Genomic DNA, 16,058 nt, shown 5'->3' on the forward strand with positions numbered 1-16,058 from the left:
AGGTGCAAGCATGAGCAAGCTCGACCAGATCCTCGCCGAGGCCCAGCGCCGACGCGAAACCAGCTACCGCGAGAAGGCGCTGAGGATGTACCCGCACATCTGCGGCCGTTGCGGCCGCGAGTTCAGCGGCAAGCGCCTGAGCGAACTGACCGTGCACCACCGCGACCACAACCACGACAACAACCCGGAAGACGGCTCCAACTGGGAGCTGCTGTGCCTGTACTGCCATGACAACGAGCACCAGCGCCAGGTCGATCTGCACTACCAGAAGGAGGAAGCCGCCGGCGGCGGCTCAGGCAGCAAGGTGACCCACAAGGGCCTGGCCGGGCTGGCCGCCCTGCTCGGCAAGGGCAATCCCGACGCCTGAAATGCAGACGCCCGCTACCAGAGCGGGCGTCGCAGGGCTCGACAAGCGAGCGCTTACATCATGTGGTTCTTCTTGAACTGGTCGATGGTCGAATCCGGACGCCCCTCTTCCTTCATCAGGCCGTAGGTCACGGTCTTGCCTTGCGGGCCGCTGCCGATATCGCTGTAGCGGAAGATCGGCTCGCCCAGCTTGATCATGTCCATCATGTCGCCATAGCGCTTGAACACGTAGATGTTGCCTTCCTGGCGCACTTCGCCATAGAAGGGGTGGGCCGGCACCTGGGACATCTTCAGGAAGCGGTAGGCGGCGATCTTGTCCAGCGCCTTGCCCTGGTCCTCGGCGCGCAGGGCCAGGATCAGTTCCTGGCCGGCCGGGTCCTTCTCCTCCAGCGTGCGCAGCACCGGAGCCGTGCCGGTGGCGAGGAAATCCTTGAACACCTGCAGGTCGTCGAACACGAATACCTGGGTCTCGCTGCGAACCTGGTACCAGTCCTCGTTGTTCGGCGACTCCGACTTGGCCACCTGCATGGGGGCGGCGCAGGCGGCGAGAGTCGCTGCCAACAAAACGGCGGACAGGGGTTTGAGAACGGACATGGCGACTCCTAGCGGGCTGTTGTAATGGCCGTGCAAATTGCCCGAGTCAGATGACCGATGAATGAAGGGCGCATGTCATTTGAATGACATGCTCGCCCCTCAGCGCAACAGCTTGCTGTCGAGCACCTCGGAGGCGCGCCCCATGACGTTCTCGCTGATCTCCACCAGATCCTTGGTGCTGGCCTTCTCCAGGCGCATCAGGCCGCGGGTGACATCGTCCAGCGAGCGCTGGTTGTCGGTGTGCTGGCGAATCTCGCGGTCCAGTTCCTGCAGCAGCAGCACGGCGCGCGCGGTCACCGGTCCGGTGGAGTCCTCGGTACGCAGGCTGTCGACCTTGCGACTCCACTTCATCAGCTTCTTGCGGATCGCCTGGTAGCGATCCTCGCTCATGCCACCGGCGCGGCGCACCAGCTCGATGGCGTAGTACTCGGCCAGGCCCTCGCTGATCCAGTCGCTCTTGTCGGTGTCGCGAATGCGGCTGAACACATGGACCAGTTCGTGCACCAGCGAGCTGGTGCCGTTCTCGCTGACCAAGGGTCTCCCGGCGTGGAAATAGATCGAGTTGGGCGCCGACAGGCCGCCTCGCCACATGGGGTCGCCGGCGCCGACGATGAGCAGCTTGCCCGGGTCGCGCGGGAACACGGCCTGGGCCTCGGGCCAGACGAAGGTCAGCAGGGTCAGGATGTCCATCCGGCGCATGCCCTCACCCACCGGCGCGCTGACGGTGACGTCGGTATCGCCAAGCTGGGCGCGGCGGCTGCCCAGCTTGCCGGCCAGGATCCAGCCGGTCGGGCGGTCGAACTTGCGCGCCGGGTTGTCGATGCGAAAGCGGTTCTTGCCGATTTTCGGCCAGCCAGTCTCGACACCGCTCCAGCCCTTGGGCAGGTCGAACTGCAGGCGCGCCACCAGCTCGAACTTGTCGTCCCTGATCATGCGCGCGCTGGGCACTAGGTCGTCGCCACGCAGCAGGGCCCAGTCCGGGGTGATGCGCGCGTCAAAGGTGCCGCCCTTGCGCGGCTGGTCGATGCGCACCTTGTAGCTCAGGCTGGCCTTGCCCTCGCCCGGCCGCCAGGTGCCGCGCTCGGGGCTCTCCTGGGCCCACTCGCCTGCGGTGCTGAAGTCGCTGTAGAGCCCCGCGCCGCCCAGATCGAAATCCAGGCTGCGCACGGCCTCGCCACGCTCCAGGGTCAGGCGCACCTCGGCCTGGCCGGTCTCGGGCAGGAAGCGCACGCGGTAGTCCAGATCGACCCGTTTGGCCGCCCACAGGGGCGCGCTCAGTCCGAGCAGGAGGGTGGCGGCGAGCAGCTTGCGGGCAGGCATAGGTAGAGTCCGACAGAAGGGAAGAGATGCCGGAAGCTTATCCGAATGACGGCGTCCAAGCCGAGCGCGCGGGCTCAACCGGCGCGAAAGATCAGATGCTCCTCCCAGTCCTCTTCCGCCACGCTGCCTTCGGCGAGCATGCGTCCGGACTGGGAAATGCGTTCGTGGTGGACGGCATCGGGATCGCCGCAGACCAGATGATGCCAGAGCGGCAGGTCCTTGCCCTCGCTGACCAGGCGATAGGCGCAGGTCGGCGGCAGCCATTCGAACTGGTCGGCCTGGGCCGGCGTGAGCTGGACGCAGTCCGGCACCTGCTGGCGGCGATTGGCGTAGTCCGTGCAGCGGCAGGTCTTCAGGTCCAGCAGCTTGCAGGCGATGCGCGTGTAATAGACGCTGCCGTCGTCCTCGTCTTCCAGCTTCTGCAGGCAGCACAGGCCGCAGCCGTCGCACAACGACTCCCACTCGTCCTGGTCGAGCTGGGCGAGGGTCTTGCGTTTCCAGAAGGGTTGAACGATGGCGGCCATGACTGCGGGTGCTGCGGAAAAGGTCGGCAGTCTAGCCCCTGGAGCATGGGCGGCCAAGCAGGGGCGACTGGCGGTCGGGAAACGGGAGGTTTACCCGACCAACGACGCGGATTTCCCCCCGGGCTGATCTAGGCTCTTATCTGTTATGGCCCCTGGCCACTCCCTGCCCAGTTTCAAGGATGAACGCCATGAAAAACTGGAAGATCAGAACCCATCTGTTCCTGCTCATCGGCACCCTGCTGCTGAGCCTGCTGCTGGTCGGCCTGCTCGGCCTGCACGAATTGAAATTCACGGTGCGTGGCCTGGAAACGGTCTATCTGGACCGCGTCGTGCCGCTGCGCGACCTCAAGCGAATCGCCGACCTGTACGCCGTCAACATAGTCGACGCCACCCACAAGGCCAACAGCGGCAGCCTCAGCCCCAGCGCCGCGCAGCAGCTGATCGCCGAGGCCCGCGGCGAGATCGACCAGACCTGGCAGGCCTACCTGACCACCCAGCTAATCCCCGAGGAGCAGCGCCTGATCGCCGAGATCAAGCCGCTGATGGCCGCCGCCGAACAGCCCCTGAATCAACTGCAGACGCTGCTGCACAACGAAGACCGCGCCGCCATGCGGCGTTTCGCCGACCAGCGCCTGTACCCGCTGATCGACCCGCTGTCGGCCAAGTTCGCCGAGCTGATCGAGGCCCAGCTCGGCGAGGCCAAGCGCCAGTACGACCTCGGCCAGGCCGCCTATGCCGAAAGCCTCGCGCTGAGCCTGGGCGTGCTGCTCCTGGCCCTCAGCTTGGGCAGCGTCCAGGCCTTGCACTTCAGCCGCCTGCTGCACCGCCAGCTGGGCGCCGAGCCCGGTGAGCTGGAGGCGCTCAGCGCACGCATCGCCGCCGGCCGGCTGGACACCCAGAGCGCCGCGGACGCCGCCAGCACCGGGGTGATGAAATCGGTGCAGAGCATGCGCCACGGCCTGCGCGACATGATCGGCAATATCGGCGAGGCCTCCGAGCAGATCGAATGCGCCTCGCTGCAGCTGGCCACCTCCTCCGAGCAGGTGCTCAACAGCGCCAACGTGCAGAGCGACACCGCCGCGGCCATCGCCGCGACCATGGAGCAGATGGCGGTGAGCATCGGCCAGATCGCCGAGAATGCCCAGCACACCCGCGACCGCGCGCAGAAGGCCGGAGACCTCAGCGACGACGGCCTGCGGGTGACCGAGGCCGCCAGCGCGGAGATGAACCGCATCGCCGAGCTGGTGCAGCAGAGCTCGAGCGATATCGAGCGGCTGGCCGCCCAGTCGGCCGACATCAGCGCCATAGTCGACGTGATCCAGGGCATCGCCGAGCAGACCAACCTGCTGGCGCTCAACGCCGCCATCGAGGCGGCCCGTGCCGGCGAGCAGGGTCGCGGCTTCGCCGTGGTGGCCGACGAGGTGCGCAGTCTGGCCAGCCGCACGGCGCAGTCGACCACCGAGATCGTGGCCCTGGTCGAGTCCATCCAAAGCGGCGTGGACCAGGCCAGGAGCAGCATGGGCGCCGGTCGCGAACGCCTGGATCGGGGCACGAGTCTGGTGCAGAAGGCCGGCGTGTCGATGCGCGATATCCGCGCGGCGCTGGACGAGTCGCTGGCCGCGGTGCGGATGATCTCCGACGCGCTGCAGGAACAGCGTGCCGCCAGCGAACAGGTGGCGGCCAATGTCGAGCGGGTGGCGCAGGTGGTCGAGGAGAACTCCGCCGCCCAGGGCGGCATAGTCCAGGCCATCCAGGCGTTGCAGAGCATGTCCGGACGCCTGCAGAACATGCTGCAGCGTTTCAGCTTCTGACGCGGTCAATAACCGCGCACGAAGTCCACCTCGCCGCGCAGGCTCTGCCCGGAGCGATAGCGGCGCAGATTGTCGAGGAACAGCTCGGCCATGGCCGCCGGATCCGTGGGCGCCGCGCTGTGCCCGCTGAGCAGCAGGTTCGGCGCCTCCCAGAAGGGATGCCCGGGCGGCAGCGGCTCCTCGCGGCACACGTCGATCACCGCGCCGGCCAGCCGCCCGCCGCGCAACGCCGCGAGCAGGTCGGCCTCGACCATCGCCGAGCCACGCCCGGCATTGACGAACAGCGCATCGGCGCGCATCCCGGCGAACAGCGCGGCGTCGTAGAGATCGCGGGTGGCCGGGGTATCCGGCAGCAGGTTGAGCACGCAGTCGGCCCAGGCCGCCTGCTCGGCCAGCGCATCGAGACCGTGCACCTCGGCGAAGGGTGCGATGACCCTGGGCCGGGCGGCGATACCGCGCAGCTCCACGCCGAAGGGCGCGAGCAGGCGCGCCACCTGCGTGCCTATGTCGCCGGCACCGACTATCAGCAGCTTGCAGCCGCGCAGGCTGGGCGGCGCCCGGTCGTCCCAGCGCCGCTCCACCTGGCTGGCCAGGCGCGCCAGCAGGCGCCGGCGATGGGCCAGCAGGTAGGTCAGCAGGTACTCGGCCATCGGCTGGCCGAAGATGCCCACGGCCCGGCTCAGGCGGTAGTCGCGCGGCAGCCCGCTGGCGAGCAGCGGGGTGATGCCGGCCCAGGTCGACTGCAACCAGGCCGGTCGCAGGCCCTGGCGCAGCAACGGCACGGCCAGGTCCGGCTGCACCAGCCAGACCGGGCAACTGGCGGCCTGGGCCGGGTCGTGCAGCAGTTCGAGGTCGGGCTCGGCGGAGCGCAGCAGCTCAGCGTAGCGGGCCTGCTCGCGCTCCAGCAGCAGGACGCGCATCTGGCTCTCCTCTCCCGCCTGCGACAGAGAGGCCGAAGGAGTGGGCGACATCAGACCGGATCGTTGCGCCGCAGCAGCTCTTCCGGCAGGTGCTCGATGTAGTCGTCCTCGGGCGGCGGCATCTGCAGGTGGTAGCCCTGCTTGTCGAGGTTCTCCAGCACCTGGGCGATGTCCTCGCGGGCCAGCTTCTTCTCCGGGGTGAGGATCATCTCGAAGCACAGCTGCGGGGTGCCGAAGGCGGCCAGCAGGCCCTCGGGCACACGGCTCAGGGCCTCGGCCTTGAGCACATAGAGGTACATCTCGTTCTTGCGTGGGCTCTTGTAGATGGAGCAGATCTTCTTCATTGCAGTTCGTCCAGCAGGGCCTGGCCCATGAGTTCGCGGCGCCAGCCGCGCAGGTTGTCCGGCAACGTCCATGGGCCGTCGGGGAAGCCGCTCTTGAGCAGGGCCTCCAGGGATTTCTTGCGTAGCATCAGCTCGGGCGCCATCTGCAGGCGCTCGGCCTCGCGCTGGCCCACCGCGCGCAGTTTCTTCAGCAGCGCGCCGGCCTCGATCGGCAGCGGCATGGGCAGCGCCGCGGGCCACTGTTCGGGCGGCAGCGCGGCGGCCTCGCGGATCAGCCTGAGGATGGTCTCGCCATCCTGGCGCACGGTGCGTGGGTGCATGTCCTCGATACGCGCCAGGGCCACCGTGTTATCCGGCTGGAAGCGCGCCAGCGGCCACAGCGAGTGTTCACGCAGGATGCGGTTGCGCGGCTGGTTGCGCGCGCGTGCCTGACGCTCGCGCCAGGCGCACAGGGCGCGCAGCACGGCGAGCTGTTGGGGCGACAGCTTCCAGGCCAGCTTGGCCTCCAGGTAGGCCTCGTCCGGGTCGGTCTCGCGGCGCAGGTTGGCGACCAGCTCGGCGCCATCCTCCAGCAGCCAGGCCAGCTTGTCGGCCGGCAGCTTCGGCAGCAGCGCCCGATACAGCTCGGCCAGGTGCTGGGCATCCTCGGCGGCGTAGCTGACCTGGGTCGCCGACAGCGGGCGCTGCAGCCAGTCGGAGCGGGTCTCGCCCTTGGGCAGCTCGATGCCGAGCACTTCCTGCACCAGGCGCGAGTAACCCATGGAGAAGCCGATATTGAGGTAGCCGGCGGCCAGCTGGGTGTCGAACAGCGGTTGCGGCAGCGCGCCGGTCAGGCGCAGGAAGACTTCCAGGTCCTCGCTGCAGGAATGCAGCACCTTGGTGACGCGGGTGTCTTCCAGCAGCTCGGCGAAGGGCGCCCAGTCCTGCACCTGCAGGGGGTCGATCAGATAGGCGCGCTGGCCATCGCCCACCTGCAGCAGGCCGGCGATGGGGTAGAAGGTGTCGACCCGCATGAATTCGGTATCGAGAGCCACGTAGGGCAACTGCCGCCACTCGGCGCAATGACGCGCCAGACTGGCGTCGTCGAGGATCCATTGAATATCGATAGCCACGCGGCTCTCCTTCGGCAATGCCGCGCAGTATATATGCCCGGCACGGATACAGGACATTCACGCCCTGCATGGCGTGTACACTGCGCCACTTCTCTACAGGGAAGAACAACAATGAAGAAGCTACTCGGCCTGCTGGCCCTGTCCATCGCCGGCGCCGGCACCTACCTCGCCGTCACCCCCAGCCCCATCGACCCGCTGGCCTGGCAACCTCAGCCGGCACCGGCCATGACCGGCGCACTGGAACCCAACGACGCGCTGATGAAGGCCGAGCTGCTGGCCCTGGGGCAGGTGCAGGGCCCGGAAGACAGCGCAGTGGACGCCCAGGGCCGCCTCTACGCCGGCCTGCACGACGGCCGTGTGGTGCGCATCGCCGAGGACCGGGTCGAGACCTTCGCCGACACCGGCGGCCGCCCGCTGGGCATGGACTTCGACGCGGCCGGCAACCTGATCCTCGCCGACGCCTACAAGGGCCTGCTGCGCATCGACCCGCAGGGGCAGATCGAGGTGCTCAGCACCGAGACCGACGGCCTGCCCTTCGCCTTCACCGACGACCTCGACATCGCCAGCGACGGGCGCATCTACTTCACCGACGCCTCCAGCCGCTTCCAGCAGCCGGACTACCTGCTCGACCTGCTCGAAGGTCGCCCGCACGGCCGCCTGATGCGCTTCGATCCGGCCGACGGCACGACCGAAGTGCTGCTCGACGACCTGTACTTCGCCAACGGCGTGGCGCTGTCCAAGGACGAGGACTTCGTGCTGGTCAACGAGACCTACCGCTACCGCATCCAGCGCTACTGGCTGAAGGGCGACAAGGCCGGACAGAGCGAGGTGTTCGCCGACAATCTGCCGGGCATGCCGGACAACCTGCAGGGCGACGGCGCCGGCACCTTCTGGGTGGCCCTGCCGACGCCGCGCAAGGGCGATGCCGACTTCCTGCAGAACCAGCCCTGGCTCAAGGCCCAGCTGGCCAAGCTGCCGCGCGCGCTGTGGCCGAAGCCGACCCTCTACGGCCTGGCCATCGCCCTCGACGAACAGGGCGAGATCGTGCAGAGCCTGCACGACACTAGCGGCAGCCACCTGCGCATGGTCACCTCGGTCAAGCCGGTGGGCGACTACCTGTACCTGGGCAGCCTGGACAACGACCGCATCGGCAGGCTGAGGATTCGCTGAGACTCCCCTCACCGCCCGGGAGAAGGGCCAGGGGTGAGGGAGATTATCGACAACTCGCCCCTCACCCCAACCCTCTCCCTTGGGGAGAGGGAGATATCTCGCTAAATCGGCTGTTCGCTCAGGCCCCGCGGCTGCCGACTCGGCGCCGGTTCGCCCAGCAGTTCCTGCATGCTCAGGCGGGTCTGCGCCATCAGCTCGGCCAGTTGCTCCACGCCGTAGCGGCTGGCATCTATCGGCGCGCCGATATGCAGCTGCACCGGCAGGCCCAGGTTGAAGCGCCAGGTGCGCGCCGGCAGCACTTCGTGAATGCCGCGAAACACCATCGGCACAATCAGTGCGTTGGTATCCAGGGCCAGGCGGAAACAGCCCTTCTTGAATGGCAGCAGTTGGCCGTCCCGGGAGCGGGTACCTTCGGGCGCGGCCCACAGGACGATGCCGCTCTCCATCATCTGCCGGGCCTTCTCCAGATCCTTCACCGCCTGATGGCGATGGTGCCGGTCCACCGAGGGGAACTCGGCGGCGCGGATCGCCGCGCCGAACAGCGGAATGCGGAACAGCTCCTTCTTCGCCAGCATGCGGATCGAGCCCGGCAGGGCGACGAAGCTGGCCGGAATGTCGTAATGGCTGGCGTGGCTGCTGAGCAGGATATAGCGGTGCCCGTCGCTGAAATCCGGAATCTCGCCATGCACGCTGAGGCGCATGCGCACCAGGCGCAGCAGCAGGCCCGACCAGCGCCGGGTGTAGCGGTCCACGTCGGTGCGCCCGAGCCGCCCGACCAGGGCGCGCAACAGCACCTTGCTGCAGTAGTAGCAGGTGACCAGCAGCGAGCCCAGGACCACGCCGATGCGGCGGGCCAGGTTGGCGCTTTCGATGGCAGGTTGCAGGCTGAGCATGAAACGGCTTCCTCGCATGGCGAACCTGGGGGCTGTTCGCTTCTGATTATTCGTATCCGTCCTTATGATGCGCCTAGTCATGCATGCGACACAGGAGCTCCCATGCCACTCGCCCAGCTGATCGATGCCGAACGCCTGCACAGCCGTCTGCAGGAGCCCGGCCTGGTACTACTCGACTGCCGCTTCGCGCTCGACGACCCGACCTACGGCGCCCGCGTCTACGCCGAGGGGCATATCCCCGGCGCCCGCTTCGCCGACCTGGAGCACGACCTGTCGGCCCCCGTGGTCAAGGGCGTGACCGGCCGCCATCCGTTGCCCGAGCCCTCCACCCTGATCGACAAGCTGCGCGCCTGGGGCATCGACAACGACTCGCAGGTCGTTCTCTACGACGACAGCCCCGGCGCCTTCGCCGCCCGCGCCTGGTGGCTGCTGGCCTGGCTGGGCAAGCGTGACGGTGTCTACCTGCTCGATGGCGGCCTCAAGGCCTGGAAGGACGCCGGCCTGGCGCTGGACAACGACACCCCGACACCGGCCGCGGGCAGCTTCACAGGCCAGGCCGACGCCGCCCTGCTGCTCAGCGCCACGCAGCTGCAGCAGCGCCTCGGCGGCGCCGAGCTGACTCTGCTGGACGCCCGCGCCCTGCCGCGCTTTCGCGGCGAGGTGGAACCGCTGGACCCGGTGGCCGGGCATATCCCCGGCGCCCAGTGCGCGGCGTTCACCGACAACCTGGGCGACGATGGCCGCTTCCTCCCGGCCGAACGGCTGCGCGCGCGCTTCGACACCCTGCGCGGCGCGCGCCCGGTGGAGTCGCTGGTGGCCTACTGCGGCTCGGGCGTCACCGCCTGCCACAACCTGTTCGCCATGAGCCTGGCCGGCTACCCGCTGGCGCCGCTGTATGCCGGTTCCTGGAGCGAATGGATCACCGACCCGGCGCGGCCGGTGGCGACCGGCGACTGAGCCGCCGAAGAAGGGATGCGTCCAGCCGTCTGCCCCCCTCACCCCCGCCCCTCTCCCGGGGGGAGAGGGGAAGAGTGTCGACGCAGCCCCTGTACTCCCTCTCCCTCCGGGAGAGGGCCGGGGTGAGGGAGTCGCCGATCGCAACCAAGGCCCGCCTGGGCTACAAACCGCGCAGGCGCTTGGGCGTCAGCCCCATATAGCGGCGCATCGCCGTGGTCAGCGCGCTCTGGCTGGAGAAGCCGCATTCCTCGGCGATCCGCACCAGCGGTAGCGAGCTCTCGCGCAGCAGGCGCGCGGCGTGGTCGAGGCGGGTCTTGAGCAGGTACTGGTGCGGGGTCAGGCCCACGCAGTCCTTGAACTGGGCATGGAAATGGCTGGGGCTGAGGCAGGCCACCTGGGCCAGTTCGATCACCGTGATGCGCCGCGCCAGGTGCTCGACTATGTAGCTGTCGAGGCGTTCCAGGTCGAGGCCGCCGGCGGCGCGGCGGACCCGCTCGCCGAACAGGCGCAGGTGCAGCGCGCGCAGCAGCACGCCGCCGAGGGCCCGGGCCAGGTGCGGGTCGCTGCCGTAGCGTGCCAGCTCGGCGCCGGCGTAGCTCAGCAGGTTCTGGAAGTCGGCATCCAGGGTCGGGTAGCGCGGGCTCTCGAACAGCTCGGCTAGCAGGCCGAGGTCCTCGGGCGAGGTGCCCTGCTCGTCGAGGTCGAGGATCAGCATGCGGTTGTCGCCCACCCCGGCGAACTCGTGCGCGGCATCGCCCGGCACCAGGCAGGCGCGCATCCGGCACACCTCGCCACCACGCCCGCCGACCTCGAACTCGGCGCGCCCCGCCAGCGACATCACCAGCTGATGGTGGTCGTGGGCGTGTTGGTGGGCCTGGTCGTCCAGGCGCAGCAGGCGCGCGTTGAGCATGCTCGGGTTCCGGTTTGAGACAAGTGCGAACCCTATCAGGTTGCACCTCGAAACGACACAGGTTGCGACGAGTGACACCCACAAAACAGGTGGTCGCACCCGGCCAGTGGCCTCCATCTTGCTTGAAGACCACCACTGACTGCCTCGCTGGACCTCGCCATGCTGGAACTCGGCATCTCCTGTCTGCACCGCTGCGGCCCCCTGCGCCCCTGGCTGCTGGGCGCCCTGGCGCTGGCCTGCACGCTGCTGGCGCTGCTCGACCAGGCCGTGGCGGCCCTCGCCCTGCTGCTTCTGCTGTTCTATCTGGGCGGCGCCCAGAGCCTGAGCTGGCGCCGCCAGCAGCAGGCCCAGCAGAGGCTGCTGCAACAGCTGGCCACGCTGTTCGGCGGCAGCCCCGAGCACGGCCGCCTGCTGGTCGCCTGCGGCGGCGAGCAGCGCGCTAGCGAGCGCCTGCGCAGCGAGGTGCGCTTCGCCGCCCAGGCGCTGGAGCGCATGGCCGAGCACACCGAGCGCCAGGGCGAGGCGCAGAACCTGCGGGTCGGCAGCATCGCCGCCGCCAGCGAGCAGATCGGCCAGACCCTGGTGCACATCGGCGAGCTGGCCGAGGAAGCCCTGCTGGCCTTCCAGCGCCTGCACCAAATGAGTGAGGCCGGCCAGCGCGACGCCCATTTCGTGGGCGAGGAGATGCAGCGCATCCAGGCCAGCCTGAGTCGCACCGCCGATGCGGTGGAACAGCTGCAGCGGCACAACAGGGCGGTCGAACAGGCTGTGCAGCTGATCGAGGCGCTGGCCAAGCAGACCCAGCTGCTGGCACTCAATGCCTCGATCGAGGCCGCGCGCGCCGGCGAGCAGGGCCGCGGCTTCGCCGTGGTCGCCGGCGAGGTGCGCAACCTGGCGCAGTCCACCGCCGCCGCGACCGGCGAGATCGCCACCGCCGTCGGCGCCATCGGCCTGGCCGTGCAACGGGTGCGCGGCGAGGTCGACGAGCATCGCGCGCTGCTCGGCCAGGGCTGCCAGCGCAGCCTGGCGCTGGCCGAGCAGCTGCACGCCCAGGCCGGCTTCAGCAGCACCCACCTGCAGGGCTTCGGCGCCATGCGCCAGGCGCTCGCCGAGCACACCCAGGCCAACCAGGCACTCAACCTGCAACTGCACGAGATCGATGCCGCGCTGACCCAGCAGAGCGCGCAGAACCGCGAACTGCACGGCCTGACCCAGTACCTGGCGCGCCTCACCGGAGGGGACGCCGCATGAGCATCGCCCTGGCCCTGCTCGTGGCCGGTCTGCTGGCGGCCCTGCTCTATCGCCAGAAGGCCCGCCAGCGGGAGCGCCGGCACAACCACGCCCAGCTGCAGGCCCTGATGCACAGCCTGGAGATGCTGCAGCGTCTGCAGAAGCATCGCGGCCTCGGCGGCCAGGACAGCGCCGCCGCGCGCAACCAGTGCCGGCAGCTGGCCGACGAACTGGAGCGGCTGTGGCGCAACCTGCCACCCGCCGCCCAGGAACTGGAGGAACTGCAGCGGGACTGGCCCGGCCCACGCAGCCGCCCCGACGACTTCGATGCCCACTGCCGCCTGATCGAGCGACTGCTGACCGCCATGCAACTGTTCGAGCTGCGCCAGGGCGAGGAACTCGACATCGCCCGCCAATGTCGCGAACTGGAGGAGCTGGCGCGCCTGCGCGGCCTGGCGGTGCGCGGCGCCCGCGCCTCGCGCTGCCCTCTGCCGCTGCAGGTGCAGCTGCGCTACCTGAGCCTGCGCCTGCAACGCGGCGCCGCCCCGCACGGCGCCCTGGCCAGCGCCCTCGAGCGCCTGCAGCGCCAGTTGATCGAGCCCTTGCAGGTCGGCATCAGCGCACAGGAATGCTTCGAACTGCTCACCCCATTGATCGACGAGCAGCTCGGCGCCCTGCGCCAGCGCCTGCTCGTCGCCGACCGCAACCACCAGGAGCCCCGTACTTGAGCGCCGAATTCGTCTTCGCCCTGGGCCTCGGCCTGGCCTTGCTGGTGCTCGGCCAGCTGCTGACCCGCCACGCCGCGCGCATGCACCGCGCCACGCTCGAACAGTTGCAGGCCCAGTGCCTGCAACGCAGCCTGGAACTGCTGCGTGCCCTGCAGAAGCATCGCGGGCTCGGCGCCCAGCAGGAGCTGCCCGCGGTCAGCCAGCGCAACGCCCTGGCCCGCCAGCTCGACCAGCTGTGGCTGAACTGGCCCGGCGAGAGCCTGGAACTGCCGCCGCTGCACTGCGAATGGCCGATGCTGCGCATGAAGCCGGCCGACTTCGACAGCCACAGCCGGGTGATCGAGGCCCTGCTCGGCGTCATCGAGACCCTCGGCGAGCGCCTGGCCGTGCAGGGCCTGGCCGACACCTGCCGCCACCTGGAAGACCTCGCCCGCCTGCGCGGCCTGGCGGTGCGCGCCGCCAACTACGGGCAATGCCCGCCGGTGCTGCAGCGGCAGATGCGCGAGCTGTGCGCGCGCATCGCCAAGCGCGACACCGACGAGCAGCTGCGCGGCCTGCTGGCGCAGCTGCGCAGCGAGCTGATCGAGGCGCGCCAGCCGCGCCTGGCGCCGGCCGACTGCTTCGCCCTGCTCACCCCGCCGATCGAGCGCCTGCTGCACAGCACCCGTCTCGGCAGCGCCTGAAGCGCGGTTGAAATAGAGCCGGAGGGCCCCATCTAGCACCCAAGGAATCAGCAAGGGTGCGCCATGAACGATCAGGACAACTCCCCGGAAATCATCGAGGCCGGCACCACCGCCCTGGCCCTGCCCGGCCAGTCGCTGCCGGACAAGCTCTATGTGATCCCCATCCACAACCGCCCGTTCTTCCCGGCCCAGGTGCTGCCGGTGATAGTCAACGAGGAACACTGGAGCGAGACCCTGGAGCTGGTGGCCAACACCGAGCACAAGTGCCTGGCGCTGTTCTACGTCGACCAGCCGGTGAGCGACCCGCGCCACTTCGACACCGACAGCCTGCCCGAGCACGGCACCCTGGTGCGCGTGCACCACGCCAGCCGCGAAGGCGGCAAGCTGCAGTTCGTCGCCCAGGGCCTGTCGCGGGTACGCGTGCGCGGCTGGCTCAAGCGCCACCGCCCACCCTACCTGGCCGAGGTCGACTACCCGCGCAGCGCCGACGACCCGCGCGACGAGGTCAAGGCCTACGCCATGGCGCTGATCAACGCGATCAAGGAGCTGCTGCCGCTCAACCCCTTGTACAGCGAGGAGCTGAAGAACTACCTCAACCGCTTCAGCCCCAACGACCCGGCGCCGCTCACCGACTTCGCCGCCGCCCTGACCACCGCCCCCGCCGCCGAACTGCAGGAGGTGCTCGACTGCGTGCCCGTCCTGCGGCGCATGGAGAAGGTGCTGCCGCTGCTGCGTAAGGAAGTGGAAGTCGCGCGCCTGCAGAACGAGCTGTCCGCCGAGGTCAACCGCAAGATCGCCCAGCACCAGCGCGAGTTCTTCCTCAAGGAGCAGCTCAAGGTGATCCAGCAGGAACTGGGCATCACCAAGGACGACCGCAGCGCCGACGCCGACGAGTTCCGCGCCCGCCTGGAGGGCAAGAGCCTGCCCGAACAGGCACGCAAGCGCATCGACGAGGAGCTAGGCAAGCTGTCGATCCTGGAGACCGGCTCGCCCGAGTACGCGGTGACCCGCAACTACCTGGACTGGGCCACCAGCCTACCCTGGGGCGTGCTCGGCCAGGACAAGCTCGACCTCGGCCACGCGCGCAAGGTGCTGAACAGGCACCACGCCGGCATGGACGACATCAAGGCGCGCATCATCGAGTTCCTCGCCGTCGGCGCCTTCAAGGGCGAGATCGCCGGCAGCATAGTGCTGCTGGTCGGCCCGCCCGGCGTGGGCAAGACCAGCATAGGCCGGTCCATCGCCGAGAGCCTCGGCCGGCCCTTCTACCGCTTCAGCGTGGGCGGCATGCGCGACGAGGCGGAGATCAAGGGCCACCGCCGCACCTATATCGGCGCCATGCCCGGCAAGCTGGTGCAGGCGCTGAAGGAAGTCGGGGTGATGAACCCGGTGATCATGCTCGACGAGATCGACAAGATGGGCGCCAGCTACCAGGGCGACCCGGCCTCGGCGCTGTTGGAGACTCTCGACCCGGAGCAGAACGTCGAATTCCTCGACCACTACCTGGACCTGCGCCTGGACCTGTCCAAGGTGCTGTTCGTCTGCACCGCCAACACCCTCGACTCGATCCCCGGGCCGCTGCTCGACCGCATGGAGGTGATCCGCCTGTCCGGCTATATCGCCGAGGAGAAGCTGGCCATCGCCAAGCAGCACCTGTGGCCGCGCCAGCTGGAAAAGGCCGGGGTGAAGAAGGCGCAACTCGGCATCGGCGACGCCGCGCTCAGGGCGGTGATCGAGGGCTACGCCCGCGAGGCCGGCGTGCGCCAGCTGGAGAAGCAGCTCGGCAAGCTGGTGCGCAAGGCGGTGGTCAAGCTGCTCGAGGAACCGGACGAGAAAGTGAAGATCGGCCCCAGGGACCTGGAGGGCTACCTGGGCATGCCGCCGTTTCGCGGCGAGCAACTGCTGGCCGGGGTCGGCGTGATCACCGGCCTGGCCTGGACCAGCCTGGGCGGCGCCACCCTGCCGATCGAGGCCACGCGCATCCACAGGCTCAACCGTGGCTTCAAACTCACCGGCCAGCTCGGCGAGGTGATGAAGGAATCGGCGGAGATCGCCTACAGCTACATCACCGCCCATCTGCAGCAGTACGGCGGCGATCCCGGCTTCTTCGACCAGGCCTTCGTCCACCTGCACGTGCCCGAAGGCGCCACGCCCAAGGACGGCCCCAGCGCCGGCATCAGCATGGCCAGCGCCCTGCTCTCGCTGGCGCGCGGCCAGGCACCGAAAAAAGGCGTGGCCATGACCGGCGAGCTGACCCTCACCGGCCGAGTGCTGGCCATCGGCGGGGTGCGCGAGAAAGTCATCGCGGCGCGCCGGCAGAAGCTCTTCGAACTGATCCTGCCGGACGCCAATCGCGGCGACTTCGCCGAACTGCCGGACCATCTGCAGGAAGGCCTGACCGTGCATTTCGCCAAGCGCTTCGCCGACGTGGCCAGTGTGCTGTTCGACTGACCCGGCCCCGCGCAGCGGCTATGCTGTGCGGGTTTTCGCTCGACA

The 16,058-nt window shown here is 68.9% G+C and carries 16 protein-coding genes; 8 read left to right on the plus strand and 8 right to left on the minus strand.

Annotation, left to right across the window (positions count from 1 at the left end; all coding sequences use genetic code 11):
• The first annotated feature begins 10 nt into the window (after positions 1 to 10).
• Positions 11 to 367, plus strand: coding sequence for a YajD family HNH nuclease (locus AAFN46_RS09755; protein WP_347808487.1), 357 nt, complete (start codon positions 11 to 13; stop codon positions 365 to 367).
• Positions 368 to 420: 53 nt separating this feature from the next.
• On the opposite strand, the gene AAFN46_RS09760 is transcribed toward AAFN46_RS09755, so the two are convergent.
• The 3 genes from AAFN46_RS09760 to AAFN46_RS09770 all read right to left on the minus strand — a co-directional run bounded on the left by AAFN46_RS09760 (position 421) and on the right by AAFN46_RS09770 (position 2,804).
• Positions 421 to 960, minus strand: a complete 540-nt coding sequence (locus AAFN46_RS09760; RefSeq protein WP_347808488.1) for a hypothetical protein — start codon at positions 958 to 960, stop codon at positions 421 to 423.
• A 99-nt stretch (positions 961 to 1,059) separates the two neighbouring features.
• A complete protein-coding gene (locus AAFN46_RS09765; protein WP_347808489.1) occupies positions 1,060 to 2,280 on the minus strand; it encodes a hypothetical protein in 1,221 nt (406 codons plus the stop codon).
• Positions 2,281 to 2,354: 74 nt separating this feature from the next.
• Positions 2,355 to 2,804 carry a YcgN family cysteine cluster protein gene (locus AAFN46_RS09770; RefSeq protein WP_347808490.1) on the minus strand — a complete coding sequence of 150 codons (450 nt, stop codon included), beginning with the start codon at positions 2,802 to 2,804 and terminating at the stop codon, positions 2,355 to 2,357.
• 188 nt (positions 2,805 to 2,992) lie between these two features.
• On the opposite strand from AAFN46_RS09770, the gene AAFN46_RS09775 reads away from it, so the two are divergent.
• Positions 2,993 to 4,615, plus strand: a complete 1,623-nt coding sequence (locus AAFN46_RS09775) for a methyl-accepting chemotaxis protein (RefSeq protein WP_347808491.1) — start codon at positions 2,993 to 2,995, stop codon at positions 4,613 to 4,615.
• 5 nt (positions 4,616 to 4,620) lie between these two features.
• Here AAFN46_RS09775 and AAFN46_RS09780 read toward each other — a convergent pair whose 3' ends face one another.
• From AAFN46_RS09780 to rnd, 3 genes are read right to left on the minus strand one after another with little or no spacing between them, the layout of a single operon-like run.
• Positions 4,621 to 5,535 carry a D-2-hydroxyacid dehydrogenase gene (locus AAFN46_RS09780; RefSeq protein ID WP_347808492.1) on the minus strand — a complete coding sequence of 305 codons (915 nt, stop codon included), beginning with the start codon at positions 5,533 to 5,535 and terminating at the stop codon, positions 4,621 to 4,623.
• A gap of 50 nt (positions 5,536 to 5,585) precedes the next feature.
• On the minus strand, positions 5,586 to 5,879 hold the full coding sequence (locus tag AAFN46_RS09785; RefSeq protein ID WP_347808493.1) for a YcgL domain-containing protein: 294 nt from the start codon (positions 5,877 to 5,879) through the stop codon (positions 5,586 to 5,588).
• Positions 5,876 to 6,991: a ribonuclease D gene (rnd, locus tag AAFN46_RS09790; RefSeq protein WP_347808494.1), complete on the minus strand. Its 1,116-nt coding sequence runs from the start codon at positions 6,989 to 6,991 to the stop codon at positions 5,876 to 5,878. Before rnd ends, AAFN46_RS09785 begins: the two co-directional genes overlap by 4 nt.
• A 111-nt stretch (positions 6,992 to 7,102) precedes the next feature.
• Here rnd and AAFN46_RS09795 point away from each other — a divergent pair, with 111 nt between their 5' ends.
• The gene (locus tag AAFN46_RS09795) at positions 7,103 to 8,161 is read left to right on the plus strand and encodes an SMP-30/gluconolactonase/LRE family protein (RefSeq protein ID WP_347808495.1); all 1,059 of its coding nucleotides are present in this window, start codon (positions 7,103 to 7,105) and stop codon (positions 8,159 to 8,161) included.
• A gap of 101 nt (positions 8,162 to 8,262) precedes the next feature.
• On the opposite strand, the gene AAFN46_RS09800 is transcribed toward AAFN46_RS09795, so the two are convergent.
• Positions 8,263 to 9,054, minus strand: coding sequence for a lysophospholipid acyltransferase family protein (locus AAFN46_RS09800; protein ID WP_347808496.1), 792 nt, complete (start codon positions 9,052 to 9,054; stop codon positions 8,263 to 8,265).
• 102 nt (positions 9,055 to 9,156) lie between these two features.
• Between AAFN46_RS09800 and AAFN46_RS09805 the strand changes: the two genes are divergently transcribed.
• Entirely contained in the window at positions 9,157 to 10,011 is an 855-nt protein-coding gene (locus AAFN46_RS09805; RefSeq protein WP_347808497.1) for a sulfurtransferase, read from the plus strand.
• A 160-nt stretch (positions 10,012 to 10,171) separates the two neighbouring features.
• Here the strand turns inward: AAFN46_RS09805 and AAFN46_RS09810 are convergent, their stop codons facing one another.
• On the minus strand, positions 10,172 to 10,921 hold the full coding sequence (locus tag AAFN46_RS09810) for an AraC family transcriptional regulator (RefSeq protein ID WP_347808498.1): 750 nt from the start codon (positions 10,919 to 10,921) through the stop codon (positions 10,172 to 10,174).
• Between the two features lie 159 nt (positions 10,922 to 11,080).
• Between AAFN46_RS09810 and AAFN46_RS09815 the strand changes: the two genes are divergently transcribed.
• From AAFN46_RS09815 to lon, 4 genes are all read left to right on the plus strand, one after another.
• The gene (locus tag AAFN46_RS09815) at positions 11,081 to 12,172 is read left to right on the plus strand and encodes a methyl-accepting chemotaxis protein (protein WP_347808499.1); all 1,092 of its coding nucleotides are present in this window, start codon (positions 11,081 to 11,083) and stop codon (positions 12,170 to 12,172) included.
• The gene (locus tag AAFN46_RS09820) at positions 12,169 to 12,879 is read left to right on the plus strand and encodes a hypothetical protein (protein ID WP_347808500.1); all 711 of its coding nucleotides are present in this window, start codon (positions 12,169 to 12,171) and stop codon (positions 12,877 to 12,879) included. The genes AAFN46_RS09815 and AAFN46_RS09820 overlap by 4 nt, the downstream gene beginning before the upstream one ends.
• A complete protein-coding gene (locus AAFN46_RS09825; RefSeq protein ID WP_347808501.1) occupies positions 12,876 to 13,562 on the plus strand; it encodes a hypothetical protein in 687 nt (228 codons plus the stop codon). The genes AAFN46_RS09820 and AAFN46_RS09825 overlap by 4 nt, the downstream gene beginning before the upstream one ends.
• Positions 13,563 to 13,625: 63 nt before the next feature.
• A complete protein-coding gene (gene lon, locus AAFN46_RS09830) occupies positions 13,626 to 16,013 on the plus strand; it encodes an endopeptidase La (protein WP_347808502.1) in 2,388 nt (795 codons plus the stop codon).
• Positions 16,014 to 16,058 lie beyond the last annotated feature (45 nt).

It is taken from the genome of Pseudomonas sp. CAU 1711, assembly GCF_039888625.1.
Classification (GTDB): Bacteria; Pseudomonadota; Gammaproteobacteria; order Pseudomonadales; family Pseudomonadaceae; genus Aquipseudomonas.

Excerpts from the sequence above, each read along its gene's own strand:
- AAFN46_RS09820 (WP_347808500.1), top strand. The coding sequence starts at position 12,169 with ATGAGCATCGCCCTGGCCCTGCTCGTGGCCGGTCTGCTGGCGGCCCTG.
- AAFN46_RS09805 (WP_347808497.1), top strand. The coding sequence starts at position 9,157 with ATGCCACTCGCCCAGCTGATCGATGCCGAACGCCTGCACAGCCGTCTG.
- lon (WP_347808502.1), top strand. The coding sequence starts at position 13,626 with ATGAACGATCAGGACAACTCCCCGGAAATCATCGAGGCCGGCACCACC.
- AAFN46_RS09755 (WP_347808487.1), top strand. The coding sequence starts at position 11 with ATGAGCAAGCTCGACCAGATCCTCGCCGAGGCCCAGCGCCGACGCGAA.
- AAFN46_RS09815 (WP_347808499.1), top strand. The coding sequence starts at position 11,081 with ATGCTGGAACTCGGCATCTCCTGTCTGCACCGCTGCGGCCCCCTGCGC.
- AAFN46_RS09780 (WP_347808492.1), bottom strand. The coding sequence starts at position 5,535 with ATGCGCGTCCTGCTGCTGGAGCGCGAGCAGGCCCGCTACGCTGAGCTG.
- AAFN46_RS09765 (WP_347808489.1), bottom strand. The coding sequence starts at position 2,280 with ATGCCTGCCCGCAAGCTGCTCGCCGCCACCCTCCTGCTCGGACTGAGC.
- AAFN46_RS09795 (WP_347808495.1), top strand. The coding sequence starts at position 7,103 with ATGAAGAAGCTACTCGGCCTGCTGGCCCTGTCCATCGCCGGCGCCGGC.
- AAFN46_RS09775 (WP_347808491.1), top strand. The coding sequence starts at position 2,993 with ATGAAAAACTGGAAGATCAGAACCCATCTGTTCCTGCTCATCGGCACC.
- AAFN46_RS09810 (WP_347808498.1), bottom strand. The coding sequence starts at position 10,921 with ATGCTCAACGCGCGCCTGCTGCGCCTGGACGACCAGGCCCACCAACAC.
- AAFN46_RS09800 (WP_347808496.1), bottom strand. The coding sequence starts at position 9,054 with ATGCTCAGCCTGCAACCTGCCATCGAAAGCGCCAACCTGGCCCGCCGC.
- AAFN46_RS09760 (WP_347808488.1), bottom strand. The coding sequence starts at position 960 with ATGTCCGTTCTCAAACCCCTGTCCGCCGTTTTGTTGGCAGCGACTCTC.
- AAFN46_RS09785 (WP_347808493.1), bottom strand. The coding sequence starts at position 5,879 with ATGAAGAAGATCTGCTCCATCTACAAGAGCCCACGCAAGAACGAGATG.
- AAFN46_RS09770 (WP_347808490.1), bottom strand. The coding sequence starts at position 2,804 with ATGGCCGCCATCGTTCAACCCTTCTGGAAACGCAAGACCCTCGCCCAG.